Origin of the sequence: Paracoccus spongiarum (genome assembly GCF_030732095.1) — a bacterium.
Classification (GTDB): Bacteria; Pseudomonadota; Alphaproteobacteria; order Rhodobacterales; family Rhodobacteraceae; genus Paracoccus; species Paracoccus spongiarum.
Map to the genome: position 1 here is coordinate 1 of NZ_JAVAMQ010000005.1, position 16,595 is coordinate 16,595.

16 protein-coding genes are annotated in these 16,595 nt (G+C 69.1%); 7 read left to right on the top strand and 9 right to left on the bottom strand.

The window, feature by feature from the left end; all coding sequences use genetic code 11:
- The 6 genes from Q5Y72_RS06880 to Q5Y72_RS06905 form a co-directional block, all read right to left on the bottom strand.
- Positions 1 to 716: ribonuclease activity regulator RraA (locus Q5Y72_RS06880; RefSeq protein ID WP_305962665.1), on the bottom strand; the 716-nt coding region annotated here is incomplete at its 3' end.
- Between the two features lie 10 nt (positions 717 to 726).
- A complete protein-coding gene (locus tag Q5Y72_RS06885; protein ID WP_305962666.1) occupies positions 727 to 1,623 on the bottom strand; it encodes a dihydrodipicolinate synthase family protein in 897 nt (298 codons plus the stop codon).
- Positions 1,623 to 3,356 carry an L-arabinonate dehydratase gene (araD, locus tag Q5Y72_RS06890; protein WP_305962667.1) on the bottom strand — a complete coding sequence of 578 codons (1,734 nt, stop codon included), beginning with the start codon at positions 3,354 to 3,356 and terminating at the stop codon, positions 1,623 to 1,625. Before araD ends, Q5Y72_RS06885 begins: the two co-directional genes overlap by 1 nt.
- A gap of 35 nt (positions 3,357 to 3,391) precedes the next feature.
- Positions 3,392 to 4,924, bottom strand: coding sequence for a tripartite tricarboxylate transporter permease (locus tag Q5Y72_RS06895; RefSeq protein ID WP_305962668.1), 1,533 nt, complete (start codon positions 4,922 to 4,924; stop codon positions 3,392 to 3,394).
- Positions 4,925 to 4,934: 10 nt separating this feature from the next.
- On the bottom strand, positions 4,935 to 5,399 hold the full coding sequence (locus Q5Y72_RS06900; protein WP_305962669.1) for a tripartite tricarboxylate transporter TctB family protein: 465 nt from the start codon (positions 5,397 to 5,399) through the stop codon (positions 4,935 to 4,937).
- 67 nt (positions 5,400 to 5,466) lie between these two features.
- Positions 5,467 to 6,420 (bottom strand): tripartite tricarboxylate transporter substrate binding protein, encoded by a 954-nt coding sequence (locus tag Q5Y72_RS06905; RefSeq protein WP_305962670.1) that lies wholly within the window; start codon positions 6,418 to 6,420, stop codon positions 5,467 to 5,469.
- Between the two features lie 154 nt (positions 6,421 to 6,574).
- Here Q5Y72_RS06905 and Q5Y72_RS06910 point away from each other — a divergent pair, with 154 nt between their 5' ends.
- Together Q5Y72_RS06910 and Q5Y72_RS06915 are read left to right on the top strand one after the other, a co-directional pair.
- Entirely contained in the window at positions 6,575 to 7,300 is a 726-nt protein-coding gene (locus Q5Y72_RS06910; protein WP_305962671.1) for a GntR family transcriptional regulator, read from the top strand.
- 21 nt (positions 7,301 to 7,321) lie between these two features.
- Complete coding sequence (locus Q5Y72_RS06915) at positions 7,322 to 8,014, top strand: GntR family transcriptional regulator (RefSeq protein WP_305962672.1); 693 nt, start codon at positions 7,322 to 7,324, stop codon at positions 8,012 to 8,014.
- Here Q5Y72_RS06915 and Q5Y72_RS06920 read toward each other — a convergent pair.
- Positions 8,011 to 8,637 (bottom strand): J domain-containing protein, encoded by a 627-nt coding sequence (locus Q5Y72_RS06920; protein WP_305962673.1) that lies wholly within the window; start codon positions 8,635 to 8,637, stop codon positions 8,011 to 8,013. The two genes, Q5Y72_RS06915 and Q5Y72_RS06920, sit on opposite strands and share 4 nt — an antisense overlap.
- 80 nt (positions 8,638 to 8,717) lie before the next feature.
- Here Q5Y72_RS06920 and Q5Y72_RS06925 point away from each other — a divergent pair, with 80 nt between their 5' ends.
- From Q5Y72_RS06925 to Q5Y72_RS06945, 5 genes are all read left to right on the top strand, one after another.
- Positions 8,718 to 8,969 carry a BolA family protein gene (locus Q5Y72_RS06925; RefSeq protein ID WP_305962674.1) on the top strand — a complete coding sequence of 84 codons (252 nt, stop codon included), beginning with the start codon at positions 8,718 to 8,720 and terminating at the stop codon, positions 8,967 to 8,969.
- Between the two features lie 81 nt (positions 8,970 to 9,050).
- Positions 9,051 to 10,016 (top strand): class II fructose-bisphosphatase, encoded by a 966-nt coding sequence (gene glpX / locus Q5Y72_RS06930; protein ID WP_305962675.1) that lies wholly within the window; start codon positions 9,051 to 9,053, stop codon positions 10,014 to 10,016.
- A gap of 43 nt (positions 10,017 to 10,059) precedes the next feature.
- A complete protein-coding gene (gene recJ, locus Q5Y72_RS06935; protein WP_305962676.1) occupies positions 10,060 to 11,799 on the top strand; it encodes a single-stranded-DNA-specific exonuclease RecJ in 1,740 nt (579 codons plus the stop codon).
- Between the two features lie 90 nt (positions 11,800 to 11,889).
- A complete protein-coding gene (locus Q5Y72_RS06940; protein WP_305962677.1) occupies positions 11,890 to 12,582 on the top strand; it encodes a metal-dependent hydrolase in 693 nt (230 codons plus the stop codon).
- A complete protein-coding gene (locus Q5Y72_RS06945) occupies positions 12,579 to 14,390 on the top strand; it encodes an aminopeptidase P family protein (RefSeq protein ID WP_305962678.1) in 1,812 nt (603 codons plus the stop codon). The genes Q5Y72_RS06940 and Q5Y72_RS06945 overlap by 4 nt, the downstream gene beginning before the upstream one ends.
- Positions 14,391 to 14,497: 107 nt before the next feature.
- Here Q5Y72_RS06945 and Q5Y72_RS06950 read toward each other — a convergent pair whose 3' ends face one another.
- Both Q5Y72_RS06950 and Q5Y72_RS06955 read right to left on the bottom strand, forming a co-directional pair.
- Positions 14,498 to 15,169 carry an SDR family NAD(P)-dependent oxidoreductase gene (locus Q5Y72_RS06950; protein WP_305962679.1) on the bottom strand — a complete coding sequence of 224 codons (672 nt, stop codon included), beginning with the start codon at positions 15,167 to 15,169 and terminating at the stop codon, positions 14,498 to 14,500.
- A 127-nt stretch (positions 15,170 to 15,296) separates the two neighbouring features.
- Positions 15,297 to 16,592: a citrate synthase gene (locus Q5Y72_RS06955; RefSeq protein ID WP_305962680.1), complete on the bottom strand. Its 1,296-nt coding sequence runs from the start codon at positions 16,590 to 16,592 to the stop codon at positions 15,297 to 15,299.
- Between the last annotated feature and the right edge of the window lie 3 nt (positions 16,593 to 16,595).

Consider the following 16,595-nt stretch of genomic DNA (forward strand, 5'->3'; position numbering starts at 1 on the left):
GTCCGTTCGCGCCATGCGGCGTATTTCGTCAGGTTCGCCTCGTCCGTCGCCGGATAGAGGCCGATGATGCCAGCCCCGGCACTCACCTGCTCCAGCACGAAATCCTCGTAGGATTCCATGCCGGTGCATTCCTCGGCGATCTCGTCGGCCAGATGCGCGGGAATGACCATCACGCCGTCGCCGTCACCCAGCATCACGTCGCCCGGAAAGACCGGCGCATCGCCGCAGGAGATCGGCACGTTGATCTCGATCGCCTCGTGCAGCGTCAGGTTCGTGGGCGCGGATGGCCGGGCGAAATAGGCCGGCATGTCCAGCGCGGCGATTCCCGCCGCGTCGCGCACGCCACCGTCCGACACGACGCCCGCCGCGCCGCGCACCGCCAGGCGGGTGATCAGGATCGACCCCGCCGTCGCCGCGCGGGCATCCTTGCGGGCGTCCATGACCAGCACATGCCCGGCCGGGCAGGTCTCGACCGCCACGCGCTGCTTGTGGTCGCGGTTGCGGAACACGGTCAGCGGGTTGCGGTCCTCGCGCGCCGGGATGTAGCGCAGGGTGAAGGCCTGGCCGACCATGGTCACGGGCTTGTGGCCGACGGGCACGACGCCCTGGACGAACTGGTTGCGCAGGCCGCGCTTGTAAAGCGCCGTCGCCACGGACGCAGTCGAGACCTTGCGCAGCTTCTCGCGGGTGGCATCGGACAGGATGTAATCGGGCATCGTGTTTTCCCTAGATGAGGCCGTTTTCGGTCATGAAGTGGTCGAGGTCGGCTTGTTGCGGCGGGGTCAGCGGCCAGGCCGAGGGCGGTCGTGTCGGGCCGCAATCCAGGCCCTGCGCGATCAGCGCCGCCTTGACGCCGGTGACATTGGTGCCGTTCATTTCCTGCGCACGGATGTCCTCGAACACGCGCATCTTCTCGATCAGCGCATTCGCCCGGTGATAATCGCCCGCCTCCAGCGCGGCATGGATCGCCACGGAATGTCCGGGCCAGATGTTGATCAGACCCGAGGTAAAGCCGCGCGCGCCGACCGCGTAGAAGGTCGGCGCCCAGACCTCGGCCAGGCCGCCCACCCAGACGATCGCCGGATCGCAGGCGGCGCGGGCCTCGGCCAGCCGTTGCGGATTGGGCGTCGCCCACTTGACGCCGCGCACCCCCGGCACGGCACAAAGATCCGCGATGGCCTTCGTGCCGATGGCGTCGTTGCGCAGATAGATCATCATCGGCAGCCCGCCCGAGGCATCCGCGACGGCATGCAGGTAATCCACGACGCCGCGCGGGGCGACGAAGGGATCGGGCGGCTGGTGGACCATCAGCGCCGCAGCCCCGGCATCGGCCGAGGCGCGGGCCAGCCGCAGCGCATCGGGCAGCGCCCGGCCCACCCCCGCCAGCAGCGGCGCGCGACCGGCGATCAGCGCCGCGACCTCGCGGACCATCAGGCAGGCCTCGTCGGTGGTCAGGGCGTAGAATTCGCCGGTATTGCCGTTCACGACCGGCATGTGCAGCCCCGCCGCCAGCGCGCGGTCGAGGATCGGCGCCAGCCTTGCGGGGGCAACCTCGCCGGCCGCGTCGTAGGGCGTCACCAGGATGCCCGAAATGCCCGTCAGGGCCTGGTCCAGTGTCAGCATCAGAAGATCTCCGGTTCGCCCGCCGCAGGGCCGAAGCCGCGTTCGAGGAAGTTGAAATCGCAGCCCTTGTCGGCCTGCGTGACATGCTGCGAGAACATCCAGCCATAGCCGCGATCAAAGCGCGGCTTGGGCACCACCCAGGCGGCGCGGCGGGCCTCAAGCTCGGCCTCGTCCACCAGCATGTCCAGCCGCCGGGCCGGCAGGTCCAGCCGCACGATGTCGCCCGTCCTCAGCAGCGCCAGCGGCCCGCCGACATGGGATTCGGGCGCAACATGCAGCACGCAGGCGCCGTAGGATGTGCCGGACATCCGCGCGTCGGAGATCCGCAGCATGTCGCGATGGCCCTGTCTGATCAGCGCCTTCGGGATGGGCAGCATGCCCCATTCCGGGAAGCCCGGCCCGCCGAGGGGACCGGCATTGCGCAGCACCATCACCGTATCGGGCGTGACATCCAGGTTGTCGTCATCGACCGCGGCCTTCATCTCGGGATAGCTGTCGAAGACCAGCGCGGGGCCCTGGTGGACATGGTATTTCGGATCGCAGGCGGCGGGCTTGATGACCGCGCCATCGGGGCACAGATTGCCGCGCAGCACCGCCAGCGAGCCTTCGTGATAGACCGGGTTCGACAAGGGCCTGATCACGTCGTCATTGTGGACGACCGCACCTTCCAGGTTCTCGCCCATGGTCTTGCCGGTGACGGTCAGGCAGGACAGGTCCAGCCGGTCCTCGATCTGCTTCATCAGCGCGCGAAGGCCGCCCGCGTAGAAGAAATCCTCCATCAGGTAGTCCTTGCCCGAGGGGCGGACATTGGCGATCAGCGGCGTCACCCGGCCCAGAGCGTCCAGATCATCCAGCGTCAGATCGACGCCGGCGCGCCGCGCCATGGCGATGAGGTGGACGACGGCATTGGTGGAACACCCCGTGGCCATGGCGACGATGGCGGCGTTGCGCACGGCGGCCCCGGTCAAGATCCGGTCGGGGGTCAGGTCTTCCCAGACCATCCCGACGATGCGGCGGCCGCAATCGGCGGCCATGCGCTGATGGCCGCTGTCCACCGCCGGAACGGACGAGGCGCCGGGCAGGGTCAGCCCCATCGCGTCGGTGATCGCGGTCATGGTGCTGGCCGTGCCCATGGTCATGCAGACCCCGGCCGATCGCGCGATGCCGCCCTGCAACCCCTGCCATTGCTGCGCGTCGATATTGCCCGCGCGGCGCTCGTCCCAGTATTTCCACGCATCCGAGCCCGAACCCAGCCGCTGCCCGGCATAATTGCCGGCCAGCATCGGGCCGGCGGGCAGGTAGATCATCGGCACGCCCGCCGTCAGCGCGCCCATCACCAGCCCCGGCGTGGTCTTGTCGCAGCCGCCCATCAGCACCACCCCGTCCAGGGGATGGGCGCGGATCTGTTCCTCGGTCTCGATGGCCAGCAGGTTGCGATACAGCATCGAGGTCGGCTTGGTGAAGCTTTCGTCCACCGACAGCGAGGGCAGTTCGACCGGCAGCCCGCCGGCTTGCAGCACGCCGCGCTTCACATCCGCGGCGCGTTCGCGGAAATGGCTGTGACAGCTGTTCAGTTCGGACCAGGTGTTCAGGATGCCGATGATCGGACGGCCCATGAAATCGGCCTCGGAATAGCCCAGCTGCATCATCCGCGACCGGTGGCCGAAGCTGCGCAGGTCGTCGGGCGCGAACCAGCGGGCAGATCGAAGCTGTGCAGGGGTTTTCGTGGTCATGTGGTCTCCGGCCCGCTTGGGCATGTCGGGGGCGGTCATTCCTCACCGCCGAGTTTCAGGGGGTTGGCCGAGGCGGGCAGTCGCGACACACGGTATTCGCCGTAAAGCTGCCAGGCGATCGACAGCACCGCCAGCGCCAGGAACACGCCGGAAATGGGGTTTGTCAGAAAGCCGGTGACATCCCCGCGCGACAGTTGCAGGCCGCGGCGGAAGCTGGTCTCGGCCATCGGGCCGAGGATGAAGCCGATGATGAAGGGCGCGGTCGGGATGCCCGCCTTGACGAAGGCAAAGCCCAGCACCCCGAAGGCCAGGATCGTCCAGATGTCGAACACCCGACTGGCCAGCCCGAAGGCGCCCACCGCGCACAGCACCAGGATCACCGGCAGCAGGATGTGCTTGGGGATCGCCAGCAGGCGGATGAAGATGCGCAGGCCCCAGAACTCCAGCACCAGCATCAGGCAGGCCGAGACGATCAGCGCCGCGAAGATGGTGTAGACCAGCGGCGCCTGGGTCAGGAACAGCATCGGGCCGGGCTGGATGCCGTGGATCATCAGCCCGCCCAGCATGATGGCGGTGACCGCGTCGCCCGGGATCCCCAGCGTCAGCAGCGGGATCATGGCGCTGCCGATGCCGGCATTGTTGGCGGTCTCGCTGGCGACGACGCCCTCGATCGTGCCCTTGCCGAACTCCTCGGGCGTCTTCGAGCGCTTCTTGGCGGCGATATAGGCGATGATGTTCGAGGTGCCGGCACCGATGCCGGGCAGGATGCCGATGCCGATGCCGATCAGCGAGGAGCGGATGGCATTGGGGATCTGGCCGAGGAACTCGGCCATCGAGAAGCCGAAGCCCTTGATCGTGACGATGGGCGCCACCCCCTCGCCCGGCGCGACGCTGCGGGCGGTTTCGGCGACCTTGATGATCTCGGCCACGGCGAACATGCCGACCAGAACGGTCAGGATGGAAAAGCCTGCATTCAGTTCGACCTGGCCCAGCGTGAACCGGGTGGTCGCATCGACCGGCGCGATGCCCACGGTCGAGACCGCAAAGCCCAGCACGCCGGCGAAGATGCCCTTGGCCATCGACCCCGAGGACAGCGTCGCGATCAGCGTCAGCGAAAAGACGGCGATGGCGAAATATTCATGCGGGCCGAAGGACAGCGCCACCTGGGCCAGCGAGGGCGCGATGAAGGCCAGCGCGGCGATCGAGGCGATGGTGCCGATGAAGGAAAACACGATGCCGACGCCAAGCGCCTTGGCCCCCTCGCCCTTCTCCATCATCGGGCCGCCGTCGAAGGTGGTGGCGATGGACGAGGGCGTGCCGGGGATCTTCAGCAGGATCGCCGAGATCAGCCCGCCCGAGGTGGCGCCCACGAACAGCGCGATCAGCAGGCTGATACCGGCGGCAGGGCCGAGGCCATAGGTCATCGGCAGGCACAGCGCGATGGCCATGACGGCGGTCAGGCCGGGCACGGCGCCAAAAACGATGCCGACGGCCACGCCGGCGATCATCAGCACGAGGATCTGCGGCGACAGCACCGCCGCGAAGCCCTGCAGGAGTAGGTCGAACATGATACGGTCCTCAGTTCAGCCAGGCGACCAGCGGCCCGGACGGCAGCAGCAGGTCGAAGCCATAGCGGAAGGTCGCGAAGATGACGGCGGCGGCGGCGACGGCCAGCCCGGCATACAGCGGCACCGGCGGGCGGATGCTGCGTGGTGTCAGGACCAGGAACTGCACGAACAGGTAAAGCGCGGTGGCGATGGGAAAGCCCAGCGGGCGCAGCGCGGCGACGTAGCCTGCGATCAGCGCCAGCGTCAGCGCCACGGTCAGCACGCCGCCGGTGGGCGCGCGGGCGGCATCGTCCGGCGCGCGGCGCAGCGCGCCCGCCAGCTCGATCAGGCCCAGCAGGATCATCAGCCAGGCCAGGAAGGTCGGCACGGTGGCCGCGTCCACGCCGTCCTTTTCGGGCAGCAGCTGCGCCATGCGCAGATAGGCCGCGCCGGCCGCCGTCATGGCCGCCCCCACGATCACGTCCTTGAGCCGCATCGCGCAGCCCTCCCTTGCAATATGGCTGGGTGCCGGCGCGGCGATGGCGCGCGCCGGCAGGCTTGGCTCAGCGGGCGGCCTGAAGCGCCTCGCGATAGGGCATGTAGGCGTCCCGGATCGCGTTCAGCCGGGTCATCGCCTCGTCCTTCGGCAGGAAGCTGACAGGCTGCTTGAAGCCCTCTTCCAGATCCTTCGCGTATTCCGGCAGTTCGGTGATCTCTTTCATCACCGATTCCATCTTCGCGACGATCTCGGGATCGGTGCCCTTGGGGAAGGCAATGATGTAGGGGTTGTTCATGACGAAATCGACATCCTGTTCCCTGAAGGTCGGGATGTCTCCGAGCAGCGGGTTGCGTTCCTCGTTGGGCTGGCCCAGCACGACCATCTGGCCATTGGAGACATAGTCCTGCACCGCGCCATAGGCGATGCCGGCCACGTCGATCCGCCCGCCCAGCAGCGAGGCGATCTTTTCCGAGGCCGATCCGGTGTCCACGATGGTCATCTCGGCGCCGGTCGCCTGCTGGAAGATCAGGCCCTGAAGATGCGAGTAGCCGCCGAATTCGGTGCCGAAGGTCACGCTGCCGGGTTCGGCCGCCTTCACATCGGCAGGCGTCGCCAGGCCCGAATCCTTGCTGGCGACGAAGACCGCGCCTTGATCGATCGCCGGCACGCAGCAGATCTCGAAATCGTCGATGCCGTAATCGGCCAGGCCCGAGACCTCGGTGACGATCAGGTGGCCGGTATGGCCGAACAGCATGGTGTATCCGTCAGGCTCGGCGTCGCGCACGGCCGAGGTCGCGATGGTCGCGCCGCCGCCGGGCATGTTGGTGACGACCATGCCGGTGCCGGTGATCTGCTCGAAATAGCGCGCCATGGTGCGGGCATTGAAGTCGGTGTCGCCGCCGGGGCTGGCACCGATGATGACATTGATGGTCCGCTGGGGCCAGTCGGTCTCGGCCAGGGCCGACAGCGGCACAAGGGTCGTCGCGGCGGCCATCACGGCGATCAGGGACAGTTTCATGCGGTCTCTCCTCCAGAGCCAGTTCGGGTTTGGCTTTCCTCGCTTGATGCACTAATATATTTCTTAACGCGACGCAACAGCCTTGATGCGCTGCAGGGTTCGCGGCAAGGAACGGGACGCGGCCATGTCCAGTGGCCCGGCGAGGAGGACAGCCATGCAGCCAGCACGCCGCAAACGATCCCGCGCGGACATGATCCACGACGCGCTGCGCCAGATGATCGTCACGCTGGAGCTTCGGCCCCGGCAGGCGCTGCCCGAGAAAGACCTGTGCGCGCGGTTCGACACCAGCCGCACGCCGCTGCGCGAGGCGATCCTGCGGCTGGCCGAACACGGGCTGGTGACCATCGCGCCGCAGCACGGCACCTTCGTGGCCGGCATCTCGCCGCGCGCCGTGCGGCAGGCGCATTTCCTGCGCGAGAGCCTGGAAGTGCCGGTGATCCGGCGGCTGACCGGGCAGCCCGGTGCCGACCTGACCGAGGCCGCCGACATCCTGACCCAGCAGAAGATCCTGGCCGCGCGCAACGACCAGGCGGGGTTCCTGCTGCTGGACGACCGCTTTCACGAGGCGCTGTTCACCGCCGCCGGGCTTGGCGAGCTATGGGCCGTCATCCATGCCAAGAAGGGGCATCTTGATCGCATCCGCTTTATCCAGGGCAACATGCGCGGCAGCGTGCAGGTGCCGCTGGTCCAGCATGTCGAGATCCTCGAGGCCGTCCGGCGTGGCGCCGCACCCGAGGCCGAGGCCCTGATGCGCGCCCATGTCGCCGGCTCGCTGAGCTTTCTCGAACGCAGCCTGCACAGCCATCCCGACCTGTTCGACGCCGACCCCCCGGAGGGCGCGGAGCTTGCGCACCGGGCGACTATGGACCAGACAGGCTAGATCATCCTGACGGGGGCGCCCATGCTGACCCATCCCGCCGGTCACGACCTGTTCGAGGATCTTCGCGCACGCATCCTGTCGCTGGAGATGCCGCCGGGCATGGCCCTGTCGCGCGCCGATCTCAGCGCGCGGTATGGGATCAGTTCGACCCCGCTGCGCGATGCGCTGCTGCGCCTGCAGGACGAGGGCCTCGTCGACATCCAGCCGCAGTCGCGCACACTGGTCAGCCTGATCGATCTGGACCAGGCACGGCAGATCCACGTCCTGCGCAGCGCGGTCGAGGCCGAGGTGGCGATGCGGCTGGCCCAGGACCCGCCCGCCGGCCTTGGCGAGGAGTTGCAGCACCTGATCGCCGCGCAGCAGGACGAGGCGCAGTCGGGCAACATGAAGGGCTTTGCCCGGCTTGATCTGGCCTTCCACGAGGCGCTGTTCCGCCATGCGCGGCTGCAGGCCGTCCATCAGGTGATCCGCCGCGAAAGCGTGCATATCGACCGGCTGCGCGCCCTGCACCTGATGCAGCAGGAAAAGGCGCGCCAGATCCTGACCGACCACCGCGCCATCGCCGCGGCGATCGCGGACCGCCTGCCCGACGCGGCCGGCGCGCAGATGCGCAGGCACCTGTCGCAGTCGATCCTGCTGGGCCCGCAGCTGACCAGCGAAATGCCGGCCTATTTCACGAAGCGCAGCGCCGGGCCTGAGGGATCAGCGCCCTAGTCGCGGAAGAAGCGGCTTTCCTTGACCTGGTCCCAGGCCCAGACCACCTCGGCCAGCCGATCCTCGTCAGACCGGTCGCCGCCATTCATGTCGGGGTGCAGGTCCTTGACCAGCGACTTGTACTGCTTGCGGATCTCGGTCCGGGTCCAGCTGTCCTTCGCCTCGAGGATTTCCAGCGCCTTGCGTTCGGTCGGCGGCAGCTTGCGGCTGGCCCGCGCCCGCGCCTCGGGCGCGGTTCCGTTCGCGCCGAGGATCTCCAGCGGATCGCTGATCCCGTGCCGCGCCCAGGCCTGTTCCTGCGCGGCCCGCCCGAAGGGCTTGGTCGGCCGTTCCCAGACCGTCGCATTGTCCAGGAACTGCTGGAATTCCTCCTCGCTCTGGCCCTGGAAGTAGTTCCAGTTGGCGTTGTATTCGCGGACGTGATCCTTGCAGAACCAGAAATAGTCGTCGAGGTTGCGCGGGTTCTTCGGCGCGCGATACTGCCCCGGTGCGTCGCAACCCTGGCGGTCGCAGGTCCGGGTCGAGGTTTCGAAGGCCCCGGACATGCCGCGCCGGCCCTTGGACCGCCGCTTCTTGTCCTTGGCGGCCGAGATGTCGAAGCCGAACGGGTCGTTACTGCTCATCCTGGGGCACCTTTGCGACTCGGAGGCAGCAGTTTAGGCTATTTCGGGCGACATGAAAGGTCTTGACGAAGGAGAAGCGGATGATCGCGGACGAGATGCGCAGCCGGCTTGCGACGCTGGCGCCAAGCCGGCTTGAGGTGATCGACGAAAGCGAGGGGCATCGCGGCCATGCCGGCTTTCGCGAGGGCGGCGAAAGCCATTTCCGGGTCCGCATGGCCAGCCCGGCCTTCGGCGGGCTGAGCCGGCTTCAGCGGCATCGCCTGGTCCATGACCGGCTGGGCGACATCATGCCCAGGATTCACGCGCTGGCGCTGGAACTTGCGGAAAACTGACCCGTTAGCGCCGTCAGGCTTGCCGCCCCGCCGGGCCGCGCGTAGAAGCCGGGCGATGCTATGGTAACGAGGGATGAGGCCATGACCGCGACCAGGGATTTCAACGATCGGATGTTGTCGCTCGGGCTGGCTCGCGTCAGCGAGGCGGCCGCCCATGCCTCGGCCCTGCTGATCGGTCGCGGCGACGAGAAGGCGGCCGACCAGGCCGCGGTCAACGCCATGCGCGACCAGCTGAACATGCTGGACATCAAGGGCGTCGTCGTCATCGGCGAGGGCGAGCGCGACGAGGCGCCGATGCTGTATATCGGCGAGCAGGTCGGCACCGGCAACGGCCCCGAGGTGGACATCGCGCTTGACCCTCTCGAAGGCACCACGCTGACCGCCAAGGACATGCCGAACGCGCTGACCGTGATCGCCATGGCGCCGCGCGGCACCCTGCTGCACGCGCCCGATGTCTACATGGACAAGCTGGCGATCGGGCCGGGCTATGCGACCGACGTGGTCAGCCTCGACATGAGCCCGGCCGAACGGGTCAGCGCGCTGGCCCGCGCGCGGGGCTGCAAGGACAGCGACATCACCGTCTGCATCCTCGAACGCCCGCGCCACGAGGACATGATCGCCGAGGTCCGCAAGACCGGCGCGGCGATCCGGCTGATCACCGATGGCGACGTCGCCGGCGTGATCCACTGCGCCGAGGCCGCGCTGACCGGCATCGACATGTACATGGGCAGCGGCGGCGCGCCCGAAGGCGTGCTGGCGGCGGCGGCGCTGAAATGCATGGGCGGCCAGATGTGGGGCCGGCTGCTGTTTCGCAACGACGACGAGAAGGGCCGCGCCCGCAAGGCCGGGATCACCGATCTGGACCGCATCTATGCGCGCGACGATCTGGTCACGGCCGATGTCATCTTCGCCGCGACGGGCGTCACCAACGGCTCGATCGTCGAGGGGGTCAAGCGCGAGCCGGGCTACCTGACGACCGAGACGATCCTGATGCGCTCGAAGACCGGGTCGGTGCGCCGGATGATCTATCGCAACCCGATCCGCTAGGCCGGCTGGCCGGCGGGCCGGAACGCATGACGAAAGGCAGGGCATGGCGGCGTTTCTGGGCATCGAGCAGTCGCTGACCGGGCAGCGCTGGGTCGGCCCCGATCCCGATCTGGAACGCCGGGCCGAGGGCCTTGCCCAGCGGGCCGGCCTGCCCCTGCCCGTCGCGCGGGTGCTGGCCGAACGCGGCATCGAGGCGTCCGAGGCCGAGGGTTTCCTGACCCCGCGACTGCGCGACCTGCTGCCTGATCCGCTGGTGCTGCGCGACATGGGGGCCGCCGCGACGCGCCTTGTGGCGGCGGTGACGCAGGCGGACCGGGTGGCGATCTTCGCCGACTACGATGTCGATGGCGGCGCCTCGGCGGCGCTGCTGCTGGACTGGCTGCGCGGACAGGGGCGCGATGCGACGCTGTATGTCCCCGACCGCATCGACGAGGGCTATGGTCCGAACCCGACCGCGATGGCCGGTCTGGCCGCAGGTCACGACCTCATCGTCTGCGTCGATTGCGGCACGCTGGGCCACGAGGCGCTGGCGGCCGCGACGGGCGCGGATGTGGTGGTGCTGGATCACCATCTGGGCGGCGAGACGCTGCCCCCCGCGCTGGCCGTCGTCAACCCGAACCGCGCCGACGAGGATGGCGCTCTTGGCCATCTCTGCGCGGCCGGGGTGGTGTTCCTGACCCTGGTGCAGGCGGGCCGGGTGCTGCGCGGGCTGGGCCGGCCCGAACCCGACCTGATGGCGATGCTGGATCTGGTGGCGCTGGCCACGGTGGCCGATGTCGCGCCCCTGGTGGGCGTCAACCGCGCCTTCGTGCGGCAGGGGCTGGCGGTCATGGCTCGGCGCCGGCGGCCCGGGCTGGTGGCGCTGTCCGACGTGTCCCGGCTGGACGGGGCGCCAAGCGCGTTTCACCTGGGCTACCTGCTGGGCCCGCGGATCAACGCGGGTGGCCGCGTCGGGCGCGCGGATCTGGGGGCCCTGTGCCTCGCCAGCCGCGCGCCCGCCGACGCCGCCCGGCTCGCGGCCGAGCTGGACGGCCTGAACCGCGACCGCCGCGCCATCGAGGCCGCGGTGCGCGACGAGGCGCTGACCCAGGTCGAGGCGCGCGGCGACGCCCGCCTGTCCTGGGCGGCGGGCGCGGGCTGGCACCCCGGCGTCGTCGGCATCGTCGCGGCGCGCCTGAAGGAGGCGACCGACCTGCCTTCGGTCGTCATCGGCATCGAGGCCGGCATCGGCAAGGGCTCGGCCCGTTCGGTTCCGGGTGTCGATCTGGGCCGGGCGATCCAGCGGCTTGCGCGCGAGGGGCTGCTGATTCGGGGCGGCGGCCACGAGATGGCGGCCGGGCTGACCGTCGCCGAGGACCGCATCGGGGCCGCGATGGCGCGATTGTCCGAACTGATCGCCCCGGATCTTGCCCGCCGCGGCGGCGGGCGCGCCCTGCGCATCTCGGGCCTGCTCGAGGGGGCGGGCGCGACCCCGCAGATGGTTCGCCAGCTTGAGGATGCCGGCCCCTTCGGGCAGGCCGCGCCGGCGCCGCGCTTTGCCTTCGCCAACCAGCTGATCGAGGCCGCCCAGACGATGGGCGACAGCCATCTGCGACTGGGCTTCCGCACGCCCGGCGGCCCGGCGCTGGAGGCGGTGGCGTGGGGCGCGATGAACGGCCCGCTTGGCCCCGCGCTGATCGGCGCCAGGGGCCGCCGCTTTCACCTCGCGGGCAAGCTGGAACTGTCGACCTGGGGTGGGCGCGAACGCCTGCGCCTGCGCCTCGACGATGCCGCGCCCGCCTGAGTCGCGCCCGCCTGAGTCGCGCCCGACGGGCCGTCTGGTCAGCGCAACCGCGCGCGGCTAGGCTTGGTCGCAACGCAGATGGAGGCAGCGATGCAACTGACCTGGCTTGGACATTCCGGCTTCCGGCTGGAAATCGAGAATGCGGTGATCCTGATCGACCCCTGGCTGTCGGGAAACCCGGTCTTTCCCGAGGAGCGCCGCGACGAGGCGCTTGACGGCGCCACCCATGTGCTGCTGACCCACGGTCACGGCGATCATTCCGGCGACACGCTGGCCATCGCGCGCCAGAAGGGCATCCCGGTCGCGGGCATCTATGATCTGGTCAACAGCTGGACCACGCATCACGGCATCGAGGGGATCGGCTTCAACAAGGGCGGCACCGTCGATCTGGGCGGCGCGCAGGTGACGATGGTGAATGCCAGCCATTCCAGTTCGCTCGACGGGGCGGACGGGCCGATCTATGCCGGCCATGAATCGGGCTACATGATCGCCGGCGAGGGGCATGTCATCTATGTCTCGGGCGATACCGACATCATGGCCGACATGGGCTGGATGGGTGAATATCACCAGCCCGACATCGGCATCCTCTGCGCGGGCGGCCATTTCACGATGGACATGCGGCGCGCGGCCTTCGCGGCACGGCGCTATTTCGACTTCAAGACCGTGATCCCCTGCCACTACAGGACCTTTCCCCTGCTTGAACAATCGGCCGAGGCGCTGATCGAGGGCCTGCCCGGCGTCCGCGTGATCGAGCCCGAGGTGATGAAGGCCATCCGGCTGTGAGCTTTCAGACGTTCGACGACCCTGCCGGGGGCCGAGACCACGCGGCCCGGCTGCAGGCGCTGCGCGCCCGGATGCGCGCCGACGCGGTCGAGGCTCTGCTGGTACCGCGCGCCGACCCCCATCAGGGCGAATATGTGGCCGATGCGCATGCCCGCCTCGCCTGGCTGACCGGCTTTACCGGCAGCGCGGGGTTCGCGATCGTCACCGCAGACGAGGCCGGCGTTTTCGTCGACGGCCGCTATCGGGTGCAGGTCCGAAGCCAGCTCGACACCGCCTGGTTCACGCCGGTCGACTGGCCCGAGACCCGGCCCGCCGAATGGCTGCGCCGCGCCCTGCCCGGCGGCGGGCGTCTGGGCTTCGATCCCTGGCTGCATACCCGCCAGGAGGTCGAGACCCTGCGATCCGGCCTCGAGGACAGCGGCATCGCGCTGGTGGCGCTGGCACAGAACCCTGTCGATGCGGTCTGGCCCGACCGTCCCGCCGCTCCGGTCGGCGTGGCGCGTGCGCATGACGAGGCGCTGGCCGGCGAAACCGCCGCCGACAAGCGCCACCGCCTCGCGGCGAGCCTGCGCGACGCGGGACAGCGGGCCGCCGTGCTGACCCTGCCCGATTCGATCTCGTGGCTGCTGAACATCCGGGGCAGCGACCTGCCCCGCAATCCGGTCGTGCAGGGCTTCGCGATCCTTGCCGATGACGGCCGCCTCACGCTGTTCGCCGACGCCGCGAAGTTCGACGCCGCCCTTCGCGACCGGCTGGGCGGCGAGGTCTCGATCCTGCCGCCCGACGCGCTTGCGGACGCGCTGCGCGGCCTGACAGGCCCGGTGCGCGTCGATCCCGCGACCGCGCCCGAGGCCGTGTTCCGGCTGCTTGAAGCCCGGCAGACGACCATCGCCCGCGCGCCCGATCCCGCGATCCTGCCCAAGGCGCGCAAGACCTCCGCCGAACTGGCCGGGATGCGCGCCGCCCATCACCGCGACGGAATCGCGATGGTGCGACTGCTGGCCTGGCTGGACGAGACCGACCCGGACCGACTGACCGAGATCGACGTGGTGCGCCGGCTGGAATCGCTGCGCCGCGAGGCCGGCATCCTCGACATCAGCTTCGACACGATCATGGGCGCTGGGCCGAACGGCGCGATCGTTCATTACCGCGTCACCCATGCCAGCAACCGCCGGCTGGCGCGCAACCAGATGCTGCTGATCGATTCGGGCGGGCAGTATCGCTGCGGCACCACCGACATCACCCGCACCGTCTGCCTCGGCGATCCGCCCGCCGAGGCCGTGGCGCCCTATACCGCCGTGCTGCGCGGCATGATCGCGATCAGCCGCGCGCGCTTTCCCAAGGGCGTCGCGGGCAGCCATCTGGACGCGCTGGCCCGGCAGTTCCTGTGGCATCAGGGCCGCGACTACGACCACGGCACCGGCCACGGCGTCGGCGCCGCGCTGTGCGTCCATGAAGGCCCGATGCGGATCAGCCGGGTCAGCGACCTCGCGCTCCAGCCGGGGATGATCCTGTCGAACGAGCCGGGCTATTACCGCGAGGGCGCCTTCGGCATCCGCATCGAGAACCTCGTCGCCGTCGGCCCAGCCAAGGCTGGCCCCGAGGCCGATCAGGGCCGCCAGATGCTGGAATTCGAGACGCTGACCCTCTGCCCCATCGACACCCGCCCGCTGGATCGCGGGGCGCTGTCGCGCGACGAGGGCGAGTGGCTGGACGCCTATCATGCGCGGGTGCGGCAGGCACTGGCGCCCCATCTCGACGGCGACACAGGCCGCTGGCTGGAACGGGCAACGGCGCCGCTGGCCTGACTAGTCGCCCGCCCCCGCCATCCGCGCCACGGCACCGGGGGGTCCGGGGGGCAGGCGGCCCCCCGGACCGCGCGGGACGCAAGGGCGCGCCGCCAGGCGCGCCCCCGCTACAGCGCCGACAGGATCCGTTCCGCCTCGACCGTGCAGGGCGACAGCAGGGTGCGATCCTCGCCGGGGAAAAAGCGCGCCCGCACCGCGGTTGGCATCGGCGCCGGCGTGGCAATCACCACCCGCGGCCCGATGGTGGCGCTTTCGGCCTGCCAGCTGCGCAGCAGCGCCATCTGCGCGGCCTTGCTGGCCCCGTAGGCGCCGAAGAATTTCTGCCCCGCGCGCGGATCATCGGCGAACAGCGCGATCCCCTTGCGCTGGCGCAGCAGCGGCTCGAACAGCGCGATCAGGCCGCGCAGCGCCTCGACATTGACCAGCAGAGATCGTGCCCAGTCCTTGCCGTCGATATGCGGCGCGGGTGCCAGCGGTGCCGCATGGACCGCGCAATGCGCCCACAGGTCCAGCCCGCCCCAACGCCCGGCGATCGCCTCGGCCATCTGCTGCATCGCCGGCGCCTCGGCCACGTCCATCGGCGCCAGCGTGGCGGTCCCGCCGGCCGACCGGATCCGGTCGTCCAGTTCTTCAAGCCCGCCAACCGTGCGGGCGACCGCAAGCACATGATAGCCCCGCGCCGCCAGCCCCTCGGCCAGCGCCGCGCCAAGCCCGCGCGAGGCGCCGGTGACAAGGGCGACCCTGGCGCCGGTCCTGTCGGTGTCCTGATCCTGTTCCATGCCCGGTCCATGCCACCGGCCGGTGCCGTCCGCAAGATGGCCCTTGGCCTTCCCGACCCCATGCCGCCCTGCCGCAAAAGAAAAAGGGGCCCCGTCACGGGGCCCCTCGTCGTCGTGGCGCTTGCGATCAGGCGCGGGCGTCAAGATCCACATAGTCGCGCTTGTCGGCGCCGACATACAGCTGCCGCGGGCGGCCGATCTTGTTCTGCGGATCGCCGATCATTTCCTTCCACTGCGCGATCCAGCCGACGGTGCGCGACAGCGCGAAGATCGGGGTGAACATCGAGGTCGGAAAGCCCATCGCCTCGAGGATGATGCCCGAATAGAAATCGACATTCGGATACAGCTTCTTCGAGACGAAATATTCGTCCTCCAGCGCGATCCGCTCCAGCTCCTTGGCGACCTGCAGCGTGGGGTTGTTGGCGATGCCCAGCAGTTCGAGCACCTCGTCGGCCGATTCCTTCATCACCCTGGCGCGCGGATCGAAGTTCTTGTAGACCCGGTGCCCGAAGCCCATCAGGCGGAACGGGTCGTCCTTGTCCTTGGCGCGGGCGATGAATTCGGGGATCCGCTCGACGCTGCCGATCTCGCGCAGCATCTCGAGGCAGGCCTGGTTGGCACCGCCATGCGCCGGCCCCCAGAGGCAGGCGATGCCGGCCGCGATGCAGGCGAAGGGATTGGCGCCCGACGACCCTGCCAGGCGCACCGTCGAGGTCGAGGCGTTCTGTTCATGGTCGGCATGCAGCGTGAAGATGCGGTCCATCGCGCGCGACAGGGCCGGATCGACATTGTATTTCTCGGCCGGGACCGAAAAGCACATGTGCAGGAAGTTGCTGGCGTAATCCAGTTCGTTCTGCGGGTAGACGAAGGGCTGGCCTATCGAATACTTGTAGGCCATCGCCGCGATCGTCGGCAGCTTGGCGATCAGCCGGATCGAGGCCACCTCGCGCTGCCAGGGATCGCCCACATCGGTCGAATCGTGGTAGAAGGCCGACATCGCGCCCACTACCCCGACCATCGTCGCCATCGGATGCGCGTCGCGCCGGAAGCCGCGGAAGAAATTGTGCATCTGCTCGTGCACCATGGTGTGCCGGGTGACGCGGTTCTCGAAATCGACCAGCTGATCCTGGGTCGGCAACTCGCCGTAAAGCAGCAGGAAACAGACTTCCAGGTAGTGCGACTTCGCCGCCAGCTGCTCGATCGGATAGCCGCGATACCACAGCTCTCCCTTGTCGCCATCGATGAAGGTGATCGTCGAATCGCAACTTGCGGTCGAGGTGAAGCCGGGGTCGTAGGTGAACACGTCGGCCTGACCATAGAGCTTGCGGATATCCAGCACATCCGGCCCCTTGGTCGGGCTGAGGATCGGCAACTCGTAGTCGGCACCCTCAAGTCGCAGCGTCGCGGTCTTCGGTTCGGCCATCAT